This is a genomic window from Cupriavidus sp. SHE (genome assembly GCF_000812445.1).
Classification (GTDB): domain Bacteria; phylum Pseudomonadota; class Gammaproteobacteria; order Burkholderiales; family Burkholderiaceae; genus Cupriavidus; species Cupriavidus metallidurans.
The window spans coordinates 1-18,207 of record NZ_JWMB01000065.1 but is presented as its reverse complement, the minus strand read 5'-3'; the positions used below and the strand labels follow the sequence as shown (position 1 = coordinate 18,207).

Sequence of the window (18,207 nt, the reverse complement as noted above, 5' to 3'; positions counted from 1 at the left end):
CCCCGCCAGCACTGATTGCATCGATTCCGCGCGGGCGCGCAGCACGCCGTTGTCGAGGGCGAGATTGGTGTCTGCCTGGACCAGTGCTTCGGCCCAGCTATTGGCGTAGCGAACTCGCATGTCGGCTTGCAGAACCATGACGCCGAAGTCGAGCGTGTCGAGGCTGGCCAGGCCCAGCGAAGCCAGGCCACTCAGTTCGAAATTGCGGTGCTGCATGCGGGCTGCCCGCGCCCAGTGGGGCATGACCTGGGCCACGCGTTGCTGGCAATGCGCGAATGCGTCGCACGATGCCGGGGTGGCGCTCATCAGCACGCACACGTCGCTGGTGTCGAACAGTCGGATGCCTTGGGCGAGGCCGCTGCAGTCATAAATGGAGGTGGCTGCCGCTGGTTCTGGCTCGGCCAGCATGGCGGTGGCGCCATCGGCGGACACCGTGGCACATGCCCGTGTCGCGCCCGCGGTTGTCAGGTGCGGGGGCAGGGCACGCATGTTGTCAGGCATGCTGCCTGCGCTCGTGAAGCAGCCGTGCGGGGTCACGCCGAGGCGCGCGCGCGCCGCGAGCTTGTCCCATATCAGGTAGCTTGGGCTGCCGGTGCCGGTGTAGCGGGAAAAGAGATCCAGGGCGGCAGGCATGGCCGCCACGTCCATGGCGGACTCATAGATGCAATCGACCAGACGATGGAATACGTCGTCGGTAGACGGGTGTTCGCCCATATTGATTTTCCCCCGGTGGCAAACGCCTGTTTCCTCAAGTCCGCTGCGTCGAGGCGCGGTCCTTTTATGTCTTTGTATGCAACTTCCGGCGATGACCCTGATGCATATCGCCGTACTGCCATTTCACCATGATCGTGCAAAACCGCGAGGCTGGAACATCCCGCCTTGGGAGGGGAGAGTCCCGCGCCGCGCCTGCGTTTCAGGGTTTCTGCACAAGGTGCGCGAACCTTCACGCGGGCATCATGGAAGCTCGCGAGATAGTAATGCCGTGACCACCGTATTTCAAAATTTTCCGGTCAAATGTATTGGAGCGCCATTGCACAAATGAGACACCCCTATGCGGGCGCGCCCCTATGCTCACATTGGCAGCGCCGTCAGGCCGGCTTGCCAGCTTTTCGGGTGACGAGATCGGCGCCTGCGCCTGCCGCGGCGGCCGTCGCGATCTCTTCTTCAGTGCCGCTGCCATCCACCTGCACCGTCACGAACGGTACGGCCAGTCGAATGCCATTGGCGTCGAAGTTGCGCTTGAGCCGGATGTTGAAGGCCCGCGTGATTTCGTACTGCGTGAGCGGCCGTGTCTTGAACTGGGCCAGCACGACCTGGCCGGTGGGGTCGAAACGGTCGAGCCCCAGGATGTCCAGACCGGACAGCAGGTTGCGGCTGTAGCGATGATCGCGCGCCACCTCGGCGCCGGTTTCGCGCACCAGCTCCAATGCCCGCTCGAAGTCGCTCTGATAGGCAATCGAGATGTTGAAGACGGCGAAGGCATAGCCGCGCGACAGGTTCTTGACCGCCTTGATCTGGCTGTATGGCAGCGTGTGCACGGCGCCCTTGCCGTCGCGCAGTCGCACGGTCCGGATCGTCATGGCCTCGACTACGCCGACATGGTCCGGCAACTCGATTGAATCGCCGATGGCGATCGTATCTTCGACGACGATGAACAAGCCGGTGATCAAATCCTGCACCAGCGTTTGCGCACCGAAGCCGATGGCCAGCCCGACCACACCTGCGCCGGCGAGTAGCGGCGTGACGTTGACGCCAAGGTTGGCCAGCACCGCGATCATCGCTACCACGAGCACGCTCACGAATGACGCATTGCGCACGAGGGGCAGGATGGTCTTGGCGCGCAGGCTGGGCTGCGCGGCGCGGCCGTGCGTGGGGGAAAGCGTCTGGGTGATGGCCGTGTCGATCAGCAGCCAGGCCAGCCATGCCAGCAGCACCACGCCGACCACGCCGAGCAGCGACTCGGTGATGTGGCGGCCGGCGGCGGTCGATTGGGCAATTCGTATCAGCGAGGTCTGCCAGATACGCGCGTTGAGTTCCAGGAATGTGATCCAGATCACCACGCGGATCAGCGCTGCGCCAAAGCGGCCAAAGCGCTGGACGTACGCGGAGCGCCGCCGATCGCGCAGGCGCGGGGCGCGCACCGTTGCCTTGGGCGATCGTCCCACCACGAGCGTCAACAGCGTGGCGGTCACGAACAATGCCACCGTGATGACCGCGCGCCGCAGGAACTCGTCGGCATGGCCGGTAGCCATGATCGTGCCGATGACCGATGCCGCGACTACAGCGAGCACGGGCAGATACCACGCATCACCCGCCAGGCGCAGCAGATCCATCATCGCGGGGTATTCCTGCCGAACCGCAAACGGTCGGAACGAGATCAACTGGCCGATGGCGCGGCGGAATCGCACGGCAAACACGCCAATCAGGATCGCCGCGAGGATATTGGACAGCGTGCTGATCAACGCCGCCAGGTTGAGGCCAAGCGCGGCGATCACGCGCGGGTCGCTGTTGACCTCTCCCAGTGCGGCCAATGAACCGGTGATGAACAGCAGGATCGGAGAATGGGTAATCAGGTCACGTACGGCGTGCGCGCGATGCGCGGACTGGAACAGCGTGAAGATGACCTGGCAGACCGCCGACATCACGGCGCCGGCCACGATCGCGTAGGCCACCAGAACCGCGCCCACACTGGCCGGCGTGCGACCGAACACCTGATAGGCGAGCAGTACCGTCAGGCCGAATGCGACGATCCATGGTCCGATGCCACGCACGAAGTACAGGCTGACATCGATCCACGAAGGTATCTTCGGGAGTTGGTGGTCTCTGGGCCGCCGCAACCGGTTCTGGCGCAATCGCCGAGCCAGTTCCCGCAACAGCCAGCCGGTAATGGCCCACCCGGCAAACACGGTGCCGAATTCGGTCCAGGAGACGATGGCCTTTCGGGTGTTCTTGATCGTCAGGGCATCGTGCAGTTCTTCGCGGGCGAACTCCATCCGCCACTTCCAGTAATGCATTGCGCCGCTATTTTTGTGCGGCGCGTTGTCCATTTCCTGGATGGCCTGCGCAACGGCGCCAATCAGGCCCGGGGAGGGTGCGCTGGCGCCAGCGGCCGACGCCGCCCCTGCCGCCCCCGCCGCCGATGCGTCTAGGCCAGTACGCACCGCCTGCAATTGCTTCACCAAAGCCTGTCGTTCGCCCTCGTTCTGCAAGGTATTGATGACCTGATCGAGCGATTGCGCCAGAGGCGCGCTGGCGGGGGGTGCCGAAGCGGGTTGGGCGTTGGCCTTCTGGGTCATCGCGGCGAGCGACAGTCCGGCGCTCTGCGCGGCGCCGGCCAGGAACATCGCCATCAGGATGCCGACAAGCCAGGTGAAAACTGGAACGCGTAGTCGTGAACGCTGCATGGACGGTTGGGGCGTGGCAGGGGGATTGCCGCGATAGGAGCACCTGTATGCGCGTCACTGTAGCGCATCGGCACGCGATGCACGTGTGCGAGTGGGGTGTCGGGCTCATCGCGTGGCGTCCGCTTTTTATTCAAAATATTTGATCAATTCGTCCGGAATCTGGTCGCATCAGCCTTGGCATCGAATTCTATAGTTCAGCACATGGACGGCGCGACAAACAAAAAATCGAACGTTCAGCAGGATTCAAAACAGCTAAACAAATTCACATATTTGGAGAGAATCATGACCCGGACCATCGCCCTCAAGCTCGCTTCCTCCCTCGTGCTTTCGCTTGCAGCCCTTGGCGCAGCCCAGGCAGGCACGGTACCTGCCGACAAGTATGACTATGAATTCCGCACCGGTGAGTCCGCCGGGACCCGGGTGCCGGCAGACAAGTATGGCTACGAATTCCGCACGCACGACACGTTCACAGATGGCGCCCGCGCTGGGAAGTTCGACGCATTCACCGATGGCGCCCGCAAGGTGGCAGGGCTGGACAAGGCCGGTGTGTCGGCGGAGCCGGCCCGGTCATTCGACCCGTACCTGGATGGCGCCCGCGCATGACCGGTGTCACGCGTTCAGAACAAGGCGTTACGTAACCCGTAACGCCTTGTTCGTTGGAACAGCGGCCAGACGGGGATCCCGGGAGGGGCATCGACCGCCCGACTGAAGTAGGGTGGCGAAACCCGGAACGTCCATTTCGCGCGGCATCCAGGCGGGGCGATTGAAACGCGGGTTCGCATCTACCCGGTCGGGCCGGAGATTGGCACGTGGTTTGCAGAAAGGAGAGCGCAGACGCGCTTCAAACACAGCGTCCCGACGTCAAACAGGAGATCGCCATGTTCCAGAACACCTTTGCTCAAGCCGAAGCCGTGATCGTGCACGATGCCGCCATTGCCGCGGCCATCGACGCTGCCATGCTGCGCCGCCGCGACGAGTACGCGGGCCAGCCGATGGCATGGAAGGTGTTCTGCGAAGCGTCGCATGTCGCCACACTCTGCGAGCCGCTTCGCATGGCGTTTATCAACCGCGTGGCCAGCGAGCGCGGCGCCGACATCGCCCTGCGCCTGAAGACCAAGGCCGAGGCGATCCGCGCGGCGGCAATTGCGGAGCTGGTCTGAACATCGTTACCATGGCTGCTCCATTTTCCGGAGCTGTTCATGCCGCCCCTCGATACGCTGCTGCCGTTTCTCGGCATCGCCGTCCTGCTCAGTCTTGCGCCGGGACCTGACAATATTTTCGTGTTGTTGCTGTCAGCGATGCATGGCACGCGCGCCGGCCTGACCGTGGTGTTGGGGCTTTGCACGGGACTGCTGGTTCACACGGCGGTGGTGGCGGTGGGCCTGGCCGCGTTGCTGGCGGCATCGGCGGTGGCGTTCACCGTGTTGAAGATCGCTGGCGCGCTGTATCTCGTCTATCTGGCGTGGCAGGCGTTCCGCGCTCCCGTGGGCGAGCTGTCTACTTCGCAGATGCAGGTGAAGACCGGCAAGCACATGTACCTGCGCGGGGTGATCATGAACCTGACCAACCCCAAGGTCGTGATCTTCTTCCTGGCCTTCCTGCCGCAGTTCGTCAGCCCGGATCGGGGCCCGGTGGCCCCTCAGATCATGGTGCTTGGCTTCGTGTTCATCCTTGCCACGCTGCTGGTCTTCGGCTCGATCGCCTGGTTTTCGGGTGCGTTCGGCCGCGTGCTGATGCGCTCCGCGCGGATGCAGCGCGCGGTGAACTGGTTTGCCGGAAGCGTGTTCCTGGCTCTCGCCGGCAGGCTGGCGCTGTCTCAGCGGTAAGGGATCGGCCCCGTCCGGGGCCGGGGTTCACGCGAAGGTGATCGCGGGGCGCCGCTCCGGCAGTTCCAGGTGCGGCACGTTGTTGAAGCTCAGCAGGCGCTGCGTGCCACGTCCGACGATCAACTCGCAGAAGCCGGTGTTGCGGAACTGCAGGTTCAGTTCGATGGCGGTCTGCGTCGGCGCGCCGAGCAGGTCGGCCACCGCACGGCCAATGGCGCCGCCCGAGCTGACCACCAGCAATGCGTCCTCCCGCGAGGCGCCTTCGGTCGCATGGGCGAGAGCGGCCTGCATTCGCTGTCCAAACTCGCCCCAGGTTTCCGGCATGCCGGTCAGCTGATCTTGCGTCCAGGCCGCGAATGCGGCGCGGAACGTGCGCCAGTAATCCTGGTAGTCCCCATTCTGATGGGCGCGATGATCCGCGCCGTTGGTGAAGTTGCGGTACAGCGACTCGCCGTCGTATTCATTCAGGCCTGGGTGCGATGCCACAGGCAAGTCACTGATGCCCATGCCGGCCAGGATCTCGCTGGCCGTGTCCTGCTGGCGCACGAGTGTGCCAGCCACCACGCGGCGAAACTGCACACCGCGGTCGCGAAAATACTCGCCCAGCCAGCGCGACTGCTGGCGGCCCGTATCGGACAGGCAGTCGTAGTTGGCGGCCCCGAATGAGGCTTGTCCGTGGCGGACCAGAAATAGCGTTGCCATGAAGTGCGGGCGGCGACGCGCCCGAAAGAGTCTGCGTTGCAGCGATTCTAGATGGGGCCGGCTGGCGAGCCTAGCAAGCCTCGCCGAAATTCATGTCGGCCATCTTTTTGCTGCATTTCGCCAGATTTCGCTGCGCTGCCGGCACGGGGCCGGCAGCCAGGTCCGATCCGATCCCACCCGGTCAGGTCAGTCGAGCGTCACACCAGTATCCGCCGTCAGTTTGAGCACCACAGGCAGATAGGCCTTGTACGCGCGCTCGGCTTCAGCCGGCGTGTTGCCGATCGGTTCCGCGCCCAATTCGTCGATCTTCGCGCTCAGTTCTGGTGACTTCACCAGTGCGCTGACCTCGCGGCCCAGCCGTTCGATGATCGCATCCGGTGTCTTTGCCGGCGCCAGCAGCGTGGTCGGGCCAACGATCTTGTAGGCGGCATCGCTGTAGCCGGCCTCCGTGAATGTCGGCACATCCGGCAACGCCTTCGCGCGAGTGGTGCCCGCCACGGCCAGCGGTCGGAGCTTGCCGACCGCAATGTACTGGCGCAGCGTGGTCACGGATCCGATCGTCAGGTTGACCTGTCCGGCGAGCAGGTCGGTCACCATCGGCCCTTCGCCGCGATAGGGAACGTGCAGGATATCGACCCCGTAGGTCTTGTCCATGTACGCCTGGATCGTGTGCGGTTGCGTGCCCGGACCCCAGGAGCCCATGCGCAGCTTGCCCGGTTCCTTCTTCGCGTAGGCAATCAGCTCGGTCACGGTCTTCACCGGCACGGCTGAATTGACGGTCAGCACCGTGCGGGCCATGGCCACATCGGAGATGGGCCGCAGTTCGGTACGGGGGTCGTACGGGAGCTTCTTGTACAGCGCGATATTGGCCGTGATCGGACCCGGAATCGTCATCAGCAGTGTGTAGCCGTCAGCCGGCGACTTGGCGACGAAGTCCGTGCCGATGATGCCGCCCGCGCCACCCCGGTTTTCGACCACCACCGGCTGCCCAAGGCGCTTGCCAAGGCCTTCGGCCAATTGCCGGGCCACTGTGTCAGTCAATCCGCCGGCCGGATACGGCACGACCATCCGGATCGGCTTGGACGGATAGCTCCCCTGCGCGAACGTAGCCAGCGGCAGCAGTGCCACAGCGGCGCATGCAGCGCGCATGACCCATCGTCGTCGTGGCGGAATGGTTTGCTTCATGGTGTGTCTCCTCGTTTTGATGCCCGGTCCCTGTCGGGACATACCGCTATGGTTGCGGCTGATGCGGGCGGTGGATTGGGTGAAGCGAGGGAAAAACCTTGGGGGGCTGGTGTGTCAGCTATCCAGCCCGAGATAGCAGGCGACCATGCGCGTCATCTCACCGGACAGGCGCTCGTCGTCGAGCCGGAGCGGGCCCGGATTGTTGAGCACGGCATTGACCAGCATGCCGAACACCATCTGCATGGCGAAACGCACGCGGACTTCGTTGGCTTCTGCCGGGCCCGGCAGCCGGGGGGTAAGCAGCGCCACCAGTCGTTCGACGATTTCCTCGCCGTTCTTCTGGTGCGGCAGCCATTCCTCCGGGCGCGTGGACGAATGCTTGAGCGACGCGCGAATCACGCCGCGATTGTTGTGGCAGCCATTGACCAGGAAGCGCATGGTCTTCTCGACGATCTGCCGCGCCGGTACTTCGCCCCAGCGATGCTCGGCCATGTAGCGGGCCACCGAGGCGTCTGACTCTTCCATCACCAGCGTGCGCAGCGCGTCGAAGAACGCCATCTTGTCGCGAAAGCGCCCGTAGAACGCCCCGACGGAAACCTGGCAGGCTGCCGCGATCTGCGCGACCGATACCGCTGCGAAGTCACGTTCCGCCAGCAGCTTGCGGCCGGCGGCAAGCAAGGCCTGCTCGGTCTCGCGTGCGCGGCGCTGTCGCGGCGGTTGCAGGATCGACGTCGTGTCCACCTTTGGGAAGGGGGAAGGGGCGGATGGCGCACTCGTGATGGGGCTTTGCATGGCAGATTTCCGTATTCGAATTCGCATTCGGTTTTGAACCTTATGTGCCGCCAACGTGCACCGTCAAGATAGGGATTACGATTTCCAATATTTGGAAATTCATTCCGCCCTTTGACATACGACGAGGTCGCCGACCACACTGGAAAACAGGAGACAAGATGCAAATGAACACGCCAGTCGAACAATTCATTGCCGAGCGCCGGCGCGAAGACCCTTCGTTCGGCGGGCTTCTGGCCAAGGGTTTCGCGCTGCTTCGCTGCTTTATCGACGACCCTCGCCCACTGGGCAACGGAGAGCTGGCGCAGCGGCTGCAGTTGCCACGGGCCACGGTATCGCGCATCTGCCGCACGTTGTTCGAACTCGGCTATCTCGACTGGGAACCGAAGCTGGACAAGTACTTCGTCAGCGCCCAGGTGCTGGCGCTGGGCTATCCCTACATGGCCGGCCTGCAGGTCCGCCACCTGGCGCGACCGCTGATGCAGGCGCTGGCCAATCAGGTCGAAGGCGCGGTGTCGATGGGCGTGGCCTACCAGCTCGACGTGACTTACCTGGAATCGTGCACGCACATGGAAGGCACGCCGGCGCGGCCGGCGATTGGCGCGGTGCGGTCGGTGCTGACGACCGCAATGGGGCGCGCGTACCTGTGCACGCTGTCGAAGACTGAATTCGAGAAACTGATGACCACGGCGCGTGCAGAGCGGCCCGAGGAGTACGCCGCCTGTTACGACACCTTGTGCCACTGCATTGCCCACTATCCGAAGCGCGGATTCACGCTCAACGAGGGGGATGCGGGAGCGGATGTACATGGCGTGGGGGTGTATTCGCGCGTGGTGTACATGAACCGGCCGCTGCTGTTCAACTGCGCCATCCCCGGGATGCGCGTCAAGCGTGGCTCGATGGAGAAGCGCGTGGCGCCGTTGCTGCGCGAGATGGTGCGATCAATAGAAAACATGGCTGGCGTGGGACGCTAGGCCGCCGGTAGGCGGGACCGGACCTTCCCGCCAGGCTGAACGCGTCGCGGCACGTATCGCGCGCGTCATCAACGGAGACAACATGCAGGATCTGCAACCCTTGCTGCGCCCGCGTTCGATCGCGGTGATCGGCGCGTCGACGCAACCAGAGAAAGTCGGCGGCATGCCGATTCGCCTGTTGGGCGAACTCGGCTACGCCGGCCGCGTGTTCCCGGTAAACCCCGGGGCCGACACCGTGCAGGGCCTGCGCGCGTTTCCGACCGTCGAAGCCATTGGCGAGCCCGTGGACCTGGCGATCGTCGCCGTCCCGGCGCCGGCCGCGCCCGACGTGATGGCGCAGCTCGGCCGCGCGGGAACGCGTGCCGCGGTGGTCTTCACCTCGGGCTTTGCCGAGGTCGCCAACGGCAGCGGGTTGCAGCACGCGCTGGCCACGCAGGCTAAGACGCATGGGGTGCAGCTCCTCGGGCCGAACTGCCTGGGCGCGATGAACCTCGGCGAGCGCATGTTCGCCACGTTCTCGCCGATTCCGCTGACAGGCGTGCCGCCAGTTGGCGGCGTGGGGCTTGTCAGCCAGAGCGGTGCGTTCGGTGCCTACGCATTCGCGCTGGCGCGTGAGGCGGGTTTGGGTTTGAGCCACTGGGTCACCACGGGTAACGAGGCGGGACTGCAGGTGGCCGACGTCATCGAATGGCTTGCGCATGATCCACAGACGCAGGTGATCCTGGCCTATATCGAGGGCGCGCGCGACGGGATGCGCCTGCGTCAAGCACTGGCGGCGGCCCGCGCGGCGGGCAAGCCGGTGGTGATCGCCAAGGTCGGTACCACGGCCGCCGGTGCCAGCGCCGCGCAATCGCATACGGCCAGCCTGGCCGGCGAGGACGCCGTGTACCAGGCTGTGTTCGACGAATACGGCGTGCATCGCGCGCATACGCTGGAAGCATTCTTCCGCCTTGGCTACACGCTGGCGCGAGGCAGGCGGCCGGCACGCTGGCATTCGCCCACGGGCATGGCGGCGGACGCCGTGGCGCCGGTGGCGATCGTGACCGTTTCCGGTGGTGTTGGCATCATGATGGCGGATAGCGCTGAGTCGCAGGGGCTGCCCCTGCCACCGATGCCCGATGCTGCGGCCGCAGCGCTGCGCGAGGCTGTGCCGTTTGCCAGCACCTCGAATCCGATCGACGTGACCGGACAGGTCGTCGCGCAGCCAGAAGTGCTTGCTGACGCGCTGGCAGGTGTGGCGCGCAGCGGCGCATATGGCAGCGTGGCGGCATTCCTGGCCGGTGGCGGGAACGCGCCGAGGGTGTGGAGCTTGCTGGAGCAAACCGTTGATGACCTGGCGAACGATCCGCAAGCCGCGCCGCTGATGATTGCCGGCGTGATCTCCGATGACAAGCGCGCATGGCTCGAGGCGCGCGGCTGCCTGGTGTTCCGCGAGCCGGCGCACACCATCGAGGCTGTGGCCGCGCTTGCCAAGGCTGCCGCGATGACCGAATCCGCGCAATCCCCGGCCGCCCCGGCGCAGCTGCCGTCCGTGCCCGACCTGCCAGCCGACGCAAAGGCGCTCTCCGAAGCCGACGCGATGGCACTGCTGTTGCAGGCTGGCGTTCCCGTGGCACCGCACGGTCTGGCTCGCGATGCCGACGAAGCGGTACGCGTGGCGGAGTCGATCGGCTATCCGGTAGTGGTGAAGCTTTGCTCGCCCGACATCTTGCACAAGAGCGATGTTGGCGGGGTGGTGCTCAACCTGTCTGACGCCGACGCGGTGCGCGCCGCGTTCGAGCGCGTGCGTCGTGCCGCCGGCACGGCAAGGTTCGATGGCGCGCTGGTTGCCCGCATGGTGCGCGGCTGGGGCGAAATCATGGTTGGCGTGCGGCGCGACCCGGTGTTCGGGCTGGTTGCGCTGGCCGGTATCGGCGGCACGGCCGTTGAGATATTCCGCCAGATGTCCTTCGGGCTGGCACCCGTTTCACGCGAACGCGCGCGGGCCATGCTGACGCAGAGTCGCGCCGCCGCGTTGTGCGCCGGCCATCGGGGGCATCCGCCGCTCGATCTCGATGCGGTGGCCGATGTCATCGTGAACGTGTCGCGTGCCGCGGATGCCATCGGCGAGCGGCTGGACACACTGGAAATCAATCCGTTCATCGTGAGCGCGGACGGGCTGGTTGCAGCCGATGCGGTGATTACGCTGCGCTGATCGACACAGACAACCACTCATAACAAATACAGGAGACAGGTTATGCGATCGAAGCTTCGCAGGGCGCTGCTCGGCATGACGCTGGTGCTGGCGGGCGTGTGCATGACGACGGGCGCCGTCAATGCTGCGCGAGTCTATCCAGACAGGCCCATCCGGCTCGTGGTGCCATTCCCCGCGGGTGGCGGCACTGATGTGATCGGCCGGATGCTGGCGGCGCGATTGTCCAACACGCTCAAGACCACGGTCGTGGTGGAGAACGTGGTGGGTGCCACGGGCACGATCGGCACGGCCCAAGTGGCACGTGCCGCACCGGATGGTTACACGCTCGTGCTCGGGATTTCCGCCACGCACGCCATTGCGCCGTCGATCTTCCCCAAGTTGCCGTATGACCCGTTGCGCGATTTCGTGCCGATCGGCCGTATCGCCATTGGTGGCAACGTGCTGGTGGCGAATCCGAGCTTCCCTGCCCATGACCTGCGCGCGCTGATCGCCATGGCGAAGCAGCCTAACGCCGATCTGACCTACGGGTCCTGGGGGCAGGGATCCGGTGGCCATCTGGCCGGCGAAAGCCTGAACGTGTCCGCTGGCATCCATCTGCGTCATATCCCGTACAAGGGCGTGGCGCCGATGCTGACCGATGTCATGGGCGGGACACTGCCCGTGGCGATGTCGGACCTCGCGGGTACGTTGCCGCTGATCCGCAGCGGCAAGGTGCGGGCGCTGGCCGTATCTGGATCGGAGCGCTCGGTGGCATTGCCCGATGTGCCGACGTTTGCCGAGAGCGGTGTCGGGTTCCGGCTCGACAGCTGGTTCGCGTTGTTCGCGCCGTCCCGCACGCCGGCGCCGATCGTCGAACAGCTCGACCGCGCAATGCAGGAAGCCATGCAGGACAGCGGGCTGCAGGCGCAGATCGCCAGCCTGGGCATGCGCTACGCGCCGGTTTCCCGCGCGCAGTTCACCAACCAGATGCGTGAAGACACCCGCACCTGGGCAGCACTTGTGAAGTCGAGTGGCGCCGCGCTCGAATGATCCAGAACGTTCAACCGTGAGAACCCCATGAACCATCCTGCTTCCCCGATGTTCCCCGCGCCCGTCCACACCAGCCCGCAGGAGGCAATGGTTGCCGCCGCGGCGCTTCCACTGGTGATTTATGGCTATCCGCTGATCGAAACGCTGCGCACCTGCCGCCTGCAGACTTCTGTCGATGCGCCCACGCGCTATGGCCGCGCCCCGATGAACATGCTGTCCGCCAGCGTACGGCAATGGACCCACGAGGACAGGGACATCGTCACGCCGGCCAATGACCTGCTGTACTTCTGCGGCTGGCTGAACCTGGCAGATGGTCCGGCAACGATTCGCGTGCCCGCATTGCCGGACGCGGACCGCTACTACGTGATCGAACTGCTGGACGCGCACACGAACAACTTCGCCAACCTTGGGCCGCGCAATGTACCCAAGGAGGGCGCCGATATCGAGATCGTCGGCCCCGGCCAGCGCGCCAGCGGCGGACAGACGGTGGAGTCGCCGACATCGCTCGTCTGGATCATCGGGCGGGTCCTCGTGACCGGCGCCGATGACCTCGCGCGTGCCTATGCGTTCGAACAGGGCTTCCAGATGGTGAAGAGCGCGGGCCCGGCGCAGCCGCCGAGCGTGGCCCAGTGGCAGGAAAGCGACGACGAAGCCATCGACTTCTTCCAGAATCTCTACCGCGCCATGCGCGATTTCCCGCCCACGCAGCAGGAACTGGGGCTGTTCACGTTGCTGCGCAAGGTCGGGCTGCGCCTCGAGGATGATCTGGACATTGGCTCGATGCGCCCATCGATCGTCAACGGCCTGCGCAGCGCGTACGCGCAAGCCATGGTGCTGATCGAAGCGCATACCCGCAGCCAGGGGCACAAGGCGTGGGGCTACAGCCTGCGACTGGGTACCTATGGCGATGACTGGCTGCTGCGCGCCTGCACGGCGATGAAAGGGCTGGGCGCCTTGCGCGCCGATGAGGCGGTGTACGCCATGGCCGATTTCGACGCCGATGGCGAACGGCTCCACGGCAACCAGGCATACGAACTGCGCTTTCCGCCTGGCATGCTGCCGCCAGCCGATGCATTCTGGTCCGTCTCGCTCTATGGCGAGGACCGCTTTTTCACGGCCAATGAACTGGGGCGCTACGCCGTGGGCGATCGCACGCCTGGGCTGCGCAAGGAGCCGGACGGCACGCTGGTGATCCCCATCGGCCATGCCCGACCGGCGGAAGACGCCAACTGGCTGCCCGCGCCGTCGAGCCACTTCTATCTGATCCTGCGCCTCTACCATCCTTCCGAAGCGTTTCGGGCCGGGCAGTACACGATTCCTGCCGTGCGCCGCGTCGGCTGAGCAAGCACATTATTAGAACGACAGGAGACAACGAGACATGACACAGCAAGAGAACACCGCACAGCAACGCGCGCGCGATGCCGTGATCCACACTCTGCCGCTCTACGAGATGGCACGCATGCGCGCCGCCACCTGCCCGCGACGCGATCACACCGGAAGGTTCGCCGGAGACGGGCCCGAATCGACGCTACGCTGGGTCAACCACGTGATTCGCCCCCGCCAGTTGCTTGGCCCGCAGCACCGACAAGTGGTGACGCCGAACAACGACACGCTCTACACCAATGCATGGATCGATTTGTCGCGCGGCCCGGTGGTGCTGGAAGTGCCGGACTTCAACGGGCGCTACTACGTGTTGGGGCTGCTCGATTTCTATACAAATCCGTTTGGCTACATCGGCAGCCGCACGACTGGCACGAGTGCGGGTCGTTTCCTGTTGCACGGGCCGCACTGGCACGGCACGGTACCGGCGGGGATGCAGGCTGTGGCATGCCCGACGAACGCGGTCTGGATGATCGGCCGTCTGCTCGTGGACGGCGAAGCCGACCTGCCCGTAGTGCACGCGCTGCAGGATGCCATCGCGCTGCGGCAACTGGACGGCTCGCTGGCGGCGTTTGCATTCGACGTTGCGATGCAACCCGAGGAGCATCTGGGCGACGCGCGACGCTTTGCCGAGGTGGTGAATCGCGTGGTGGGAGAAAACCCGCCGCTGGGTGCGGAGGCCGCCGAGATCGCAAGCTTTGCAGAGGTTGGTATTGGCCATGGCATCGTGCCGACGCCGCAGCAGATCGACCTGCTTGACGCCGCCCTGCGTGGCGTGCTGGCGGATCTTGCCGAGCCGCAGCCGTCGGACATGGGCGGCGGTTGGGCAATGTCGGTGGATGTGCGTGAGTCCTTCGGAAGTAATTACCTGCAGCGGGCACTGGTGGCCAGGAACTACATCGGCGCGTTGGGCGTGCAGGAGGCCATGTATGTCATGGCCGACCGTGGTGGCGACGGCGAACCGCTCGACGGTCGTCATGCGTACCGGCTCGATTTCGCCGCCGACAATCTGCCTGATGTCGGCGCATTCTGGTCCCTGACGATGTACGACAAAGGCGATTGCATGCTGGTGCCGAATGACATCTCGCGGTACTCACTGGGCGATCGCTCGCCATCACTGACCCGTGGCGCGGACGGCAGCCTGAGCCTCTACCTTTCCGCAATGCCACCGCGTGACGAAGCGCTGCGGGGCAACTGGCTGCCCGCGCCGGCCGGACCGTTCTACGTCGCGCTGCGGTTGTACGTGCCGCAGCCCTCGCACCTGAACCGAACCTATTGCTACCCCGCCATCCAGCGTTTGGAGGTGCCAGCATGAACCCTTCGCAATTGACACGCCGCCGCCTGCTCGGTGCGATGGCGCTGGCTGGCCTGGTGCCGCCAGCCTTCGGGAACGCCTATCCGAGCAAGGCGGTGCGCTTTGTGTCGCCCTACGGGCCGGGCGGATCGAACGATACATCGGCGCGAATTCTGGCCGAGGTATTGAGCCGCAAGTATGGCCAGCAGGTGGTGGTCGAGAACAAGCCGGGCGCCGGCACGCGCGTGGCGAGCGAATCCGTGGCCCACGCAGCGGCGGATGGCTACACGCTGCTGTGGGCGGCCGCACCGTTCGCGATCAATGCCGGCGCAGGCTTGTCGCAACGTTTCGATATCCACAAGGATTTCGTTGCCGTGGGCCCGCGCGTGCTAGGGCCGGTTTTCCTGATCGTCAACGCAAACTCGCCGGTGAAGACCGTGGCGGATTTCGTAAAGCTGGCGAAACAGAAGCCCGACGGGGTGAACTTCGCATCGCCGGGTATCGGCTCGGGGCCGCACCTGACGGCGGAGCTGTTCGCATCGCAAGCCGGGTTCAAGGTGGTGAACGTGCACTACCGGGGCGATGCGACGGCCTACACCGAACTGCTGGCCGGGCGCGTCGACGCAACGCTGACCGCCATCACCACGGCGCTGCCCTTTATCCAGGCGGGCAAGCTGCGCGTGATCGCGGTGGCGGCGGAACAGCGCACGCCGGTCTATCAGGATGCGCCCACCTTCGCGGAGCAGGGCGTGCCGGGCGTGGTTGGCTACGGCTGGTTCGGCATCGTCGCGCCGGCAGGCACGCCTGCGCCCATCGTGCGACAACTCAATCAGGATGCCAGCCAGGCATTGAGTGACGCGCAGGTCAGGCAGAAGCTCCTCGCGCTCGGCCTGCAACCCGAACCGGGTGGCAGCGCCGATTTCGCCGCATTTATTGATAGCGAGGTGAAGAAGTGGGGCACGCTGGTGCGCGCGCGGGGGCTTGTGCTCGAGTGAGGCGGGTGGCGCCTGCTGGCACCCTAATCGTGCGCTGATGCGTTGACGGCCGGTCAGCTGTTGCTGGTAGCGGAGGGCTTCCTTGCCAGTCCTGCACACTGACCTATCAGAGTCTGGGCACAACAGGCACTCCCGCTCCACTCGCCACGGCTGATCTTGCCATCCGCCCCGGCGATGAGCTTGCGTTGGCAATACGCGACCGTGGGCGGCGGCTCGAGCTGCGCGTCGCGCGGACCGCTTCCCGGTGGGCGGGCGGTGGGCATTTCATCGGTCCAGACATAGGCCGTGCCGTCCGGCGCGGCCTGTACGGTCTGCGGCGGCCCCCATTGCGCCTTGGCTTGCTCGACTGGCGCCCCTTTCCAGGAATCGAAGATCCGTTGCATGGTGCCCGCCTCCAGATTGACGCAGGCGGTGGTCAGCGCGATCGCGGCAGCGGCGATCATGCCGGTGCGGCCGGGGGAACGTCGGGGTGGTGCAGGCATGGCGACTCCATCAGGGGCGGCAGTCCTCCCCTCGGAGACTAGGCGAGCCAGGCGCCGGCTGCCAGTGCATTTATGCGTGCTGCCGCACCGTTCGCCAGCCCGTTCGGCTGTTTTAGCTGAAGAGCCCCGGCGTTTGACTGTGCTCCGAGGCGTTTGCCGTACGCTTTCCCGCCGTGCGAGGCACGCGGGCCGCCCTGGGCTCCGGGAGTACCGGGGGCGTCAGCACGAACTCGCGTGTAGATAACAGGGGTACGGCGCTGGCCTTCAACTCCTCGATCCGCGGGGCCAGGATCTGGTAGGTATCGATGTCGAAGCGGGCCGGCGCGACCAGTTGCCGGGCGGCGTCCTCAAGCGTGGGGGCCGAGCCCAGGTAGCACCAGTCTTCGATGATGTGCCAGGGGAAGCGATCGCCGGAAGCTTCACGCCAGGCAATTGCTCCTGCAAACGGCCAGCGCTGGATGGCCATGGAAGCCATTGCTTCCACGGTGCGTTCCCGATGGGCCGTCTGGGATTCCTCCCCGGTGCAGGCGCCCGCGCATCGGTGCAACTGCCGCGCGAAACAAGGGCTGCCCCGGCGGGTCGTGCCATCGAGCATCAGCGTCGCCAGGCAAAGCTGGTGTTCATCCGCCAGCGATCGCAGGCGCGCTTGCGCGGAGGCCCGGCTCGGAAATGCACCATATAGTGCGGCGTGCCGACTGAAATCGACGTGACGATCCGAACGCAGGCGTGGCGCAGGCAGCCCGTCGACCATTTCCCATGAGAATAGCTCGGTGTTCTGGCGCAGCAGGTGGTTGTGCAGCGGGCGCAGTGTCTTGATCAGATGCGCCTCGCTCAGCAGTGCGCCGATTTCTCCCCCGGTCTCGCGCCACTCGACGCGACGCACGGAGCGGGACAGCCGCATCTCCCTGGCGTTGCTGTGATCCCCGGCGAAGTGGGCGCGAATGCGCCGGCGCAGATGGATGCTCTTGCCGACGTAGAGCGGCACGTCGTCGTCGCCATAGAAGAGATAGACACCCGGGCGATCCGGTACATCGTCCAATGCAGTTTCTTCCAGGCCCGCTGGCAGGCTGGCGTGCTTGACCAGCGACGTTACGGCGGATTCGACCAGGTCGACTGAATAGATCTCGTGAATTTTCTGCCAGAATTGCCAGAGCAGCTCGGCATCGGCTAGCGCGCGGTGCCGACCCTTCGGCGTCAGGCCGAAGCGGGCGATCAGGGCATCCAGGCCATGGCGCTCGACGGACGGAAAGAGCGACCGGGACAGGCGAAGCGTGCAAAGTACGTCCGCACGGAAGGTCACGCCAGCGCGGCGGAACTCGTTCTTCAGAAACCCATAGTCGAAGCGTGCATTGTGGGCGACGAACAGGCGGCCTTGCAGTTTCTCGGCCAGGGCTTCGGCAATCAATGCAAAGGTGGGCTGGCCGCGGACCATATCGTCGGTGATGCCGGTCAGTCCCTGTACGAACGGTGGGATGCTGGTCAGGGGATCGACCAGCGTGTCCCATTCCTGAATGCCGTCGGGGCCGACTTCGACCACACCGATTTCGGTGATGCGGTCTCGCTGCGCGTCCGCCCCGGTTGTTTCCAGATCGACAAACACAATTGGCCGGGCAAGCGCGGCAGCAAGCGCCTGCGCATCGAGCATACCGGGCTCGCGGCTGGCCAGCTTCTCTGGAAGGTAGGTGGGCGGTTCTTGGAGGGTCATGCGGCGATTCTAATAGATAGGTAAATTCTTTTACGAAACCTCTTGCCTTCCGCGGTGTGGTCATCTAATATTCGCCCCCTCGCAACACGAAACGCACTGCAAACGCAGCAGCGACAAGGGTTGCGGGGCGGCAGTGGGTTGGGGTTGCGGAGGGATGCAGCGCTGACCGGCAGAAAAAAGTTCTGCAAAAACTGTTGACGAAACGCTGAATGCTCTGCATAATCTCGTTTCTCCGCTGCAACGAAATG

16 protein-coding genes and 1 pseudogene are annotated in these 18,207 nt (G+C 65.0%); 9 read left to right on the top strand and 8 right to left on the bottom strand.

The annotated features are described in order from the left end of the window. A pseudogene (locus RN01_RS28605) lies at positions 1–714 on the bottom strand (helix-turn-helix transcriptional regulator); the annotation flags it as partial. A gap of 374 nt (positions 715–1,088) precedes the next feature. Beyond that, the gene (locus tag RN01_RS28600) at positions 1,089–3,404 is read right to left on the bottom strand and encodes a mechanosensitive ion channel family protein (RefSeq protein ID WP_024568960.1); all 2,316 of its coding nucleotides are present in this window, start codon (positions 3,402–3,404) and stop codon (positions 1,089–1,091) included. 282 nt (positions 3,405–3,686) lie between these two features. Between RN01_RS28600 and RN01_RS28595 the strand changes: the two genes are divergently transcribed. The 3 genes from RN01_RS28595 to RN01_RS28585 all read left to right on the top strand — a co-directional run bounded on the left by RN01_RS28595 (position 3,687) and on the right by RN01_RS28585 (position 5,230). Then, positions 3,687–4,007 (top strand): hypothetical protein, encoded by a 321-nt coding sequence (locus RN01_RS28595; protein WP_017513664.1) that lies wholly within the window; start codon positions 3,687–3,689, stop codon positions 4,005–4,007. A 275-nt stretch (positions 4,008–4,282) separates the two neighbouring features. After that, positions 4,283–4,564, top strand: a complete 282-nt coding sequence (locus RN01_RS28590; RefSeq protein WP_017513663.1) for a hypothetical protein — start codon at positions 4,283–4,285, stop codon at positions 4,562–4,564. Positions 4,565–4,603: 39 nt separating this feature from the next. After that, the gene (locus RN01_RS28585) at positions 4,604–5,230 is read left to right on the top strand and encodes a LysE family translocator (protein ID WP_017513662.1); all 627 of its coding nucleotides are present in this window, start codon (positions 4,604–4,606) and stop codon (positions 5,228–5,230) included. Between the two features lie 27 nt (positions 5,231–5,257). Here the strand turns inward: RN01_RS28585 and RN01_RS28580 are convergent, their stop codons facing one another. The 3 genes from RN01_RS28580 to RN01_RS28570 all read right to left on the bottom strand — a co-directional run bounded on the left by RN01_RS28580 (position 5,258) and on the right by RN01_RS28570 (position 7,909). Further along, entirely contained in the window at positions 5,258–5,932 is a 675-nt protein-coding gene (locus RN01_RS28580; RefSeq protein WP_017513661.1) for a histidine phosphatase family protein, read from the bottom strand. A gap of 186 nt (positions 5,933–6,118) precedes the next feature. Beyond that, a complete protein-coding gene (locus RN01_RS28575) occupies positions 6,119–7,117 on the bottom strand; it encodes a tripartite tricarboxylate transporter substrate binding protein (protein WP_011518428.1) in 999 nt (332 codons plus the stop codon). A 114-nt stretch (positions 7,118–7,231) separates the two neighbouring features. Then, on the bottom strand, positions 7,232–7,909 hold the full coding sequence (locus RN01_RS28570) for a TetR/AcrR family transcriptional regulator (protein ID WP_017513660.1): 678 nt from the start codon (positions 7,907–7,909) through the stop codon (positions 7,232–7,234). A gap of 164 nt (positions 7,910–8,073) precedes the next feature. On the opposite strand from RN01_RS28570, the gene RN01_RS28565 reads away from it, so the two are divergent. The 6 genes from RN01_RS28565 to RN01_RS28540 all read left to right on the top strand — a co-directional run bounded on the left by RN01_RS28565 (position 8,074) and on the right by RN01_RS28540 (position 15,772). After that, a complete protein-coding gene (locus tag RN01_RS28565; RefSeq protein ID WP_008647034.1) occupies positions 8,074–8,880 on the top strand; it encodes an IclR family transcriptional regulator in 807 nt (268 codons plus the stop codon). A gap of 82 nt (positions 8,881–8,962) precedes the next feature. Beyond that, complete coding sequence (locus tag RN01_RS28560; protein ID WP_024568959.1) at positions 8,963–11,074, top strand: acetate--CoA ligase family protein; 2,112 nt, start codon at positions 8,963–8,965, stop codon at positions 11,072–11,074. A gap of 42 nt (positions 11,075–11,116) precedes the next feature. Then, positions 11,117–12,103, top strand: coding sequence for a tripartite tricarboxylate transporter substrate binding protein (locus tag RN01_RS28555; protein ID WP_017513273.1), 987 nt, complete (start codon positions 11,117–11,119; stop codon positions 12,101–12,103). Positions 12,104–12,130: 27 nt separating this feature from the next. Then, the gene (locus tag RN01_RS28550; RefSeq protein ID WP_017513272.1) at positions 12,131–13,444 is read left to right on the top strand and encodes a DUF1254 domain-containing protein; all 1,314 of its coding nucleotides are present in this window, start codon (positions 12,131–12,133) and stop codon (positions 13,442–13,444) included. Positions 13,445–13,481: 37 nt separating this feature from the next. After that, positions 13,482–14,798 (top strand): DUF1254 domain-containing protein, encoded by a 1,317-nt coding sequence (locus tag RN01_RS28545; protein ID WP_017513271.1) that lies wholly within the window; start codon positions 13,482–13,484, stop codon positions 14,796–14,798. Next, the gene (locus RN01_RS28540; RefSeq protein ID WP_017513270.1) at positions 14,795–15,772 is read left to right on the top strand and encodes a tripartite tricarboxylate transporter substrate binding protein; all 978 of its coding nucleotides are present in this window, start codon (positions 14,795–14,797) and stop codon (positions 15,770–15,772) included. Before RN01_RS28545 ends, RN01_RS28540 begins: the two co-directional genes overlap by 4 nt. 53 nt (positions 15,773–15,825) lie before the next feature. On the opposite strand, the gene RN01_RS28535 is transcribed toward RN01_RS28540, so the two are convergent. The 3 genes from RN01_RS28535 to RN01_RS34775 form a co-directional block, all read right to left on the bottom strand. Next, positions 15,826–16,254: a hypothetical protein gene (locus RN01_RS28535; RefSeq protein ID WP_024568958.1), complete on the bottom strand. Its 429-nt coding sequence runs from the start codon at positions 16,252–16,254 to the stop codon at positions 15,826–15,828. A 112-nt stretch (positions 16,255–16,366) separates the two neighbouring features. Beyond that, on the bottom strand, positions 16,367–17,959 hold the full coding sequence (locus tag RN01_RS28530; protein WP_017513268.1) for a 3'-5' exonuclease family protein: 1,593 nt from the start codon (positions 17,957–17,959) through the stop codon (positions 16,367–16,369). After that, positions 17,956–18,207: hypothetical protein (locus RN01_RS34775; RefSeq protein ID WP_231582320.1), on the bottom strand; the 252-nt coding region annotated here is incomplete at its 5' end. The genes RN01_RS34775 and RN01_RS28530, both read right to left, overlap by 4 nt.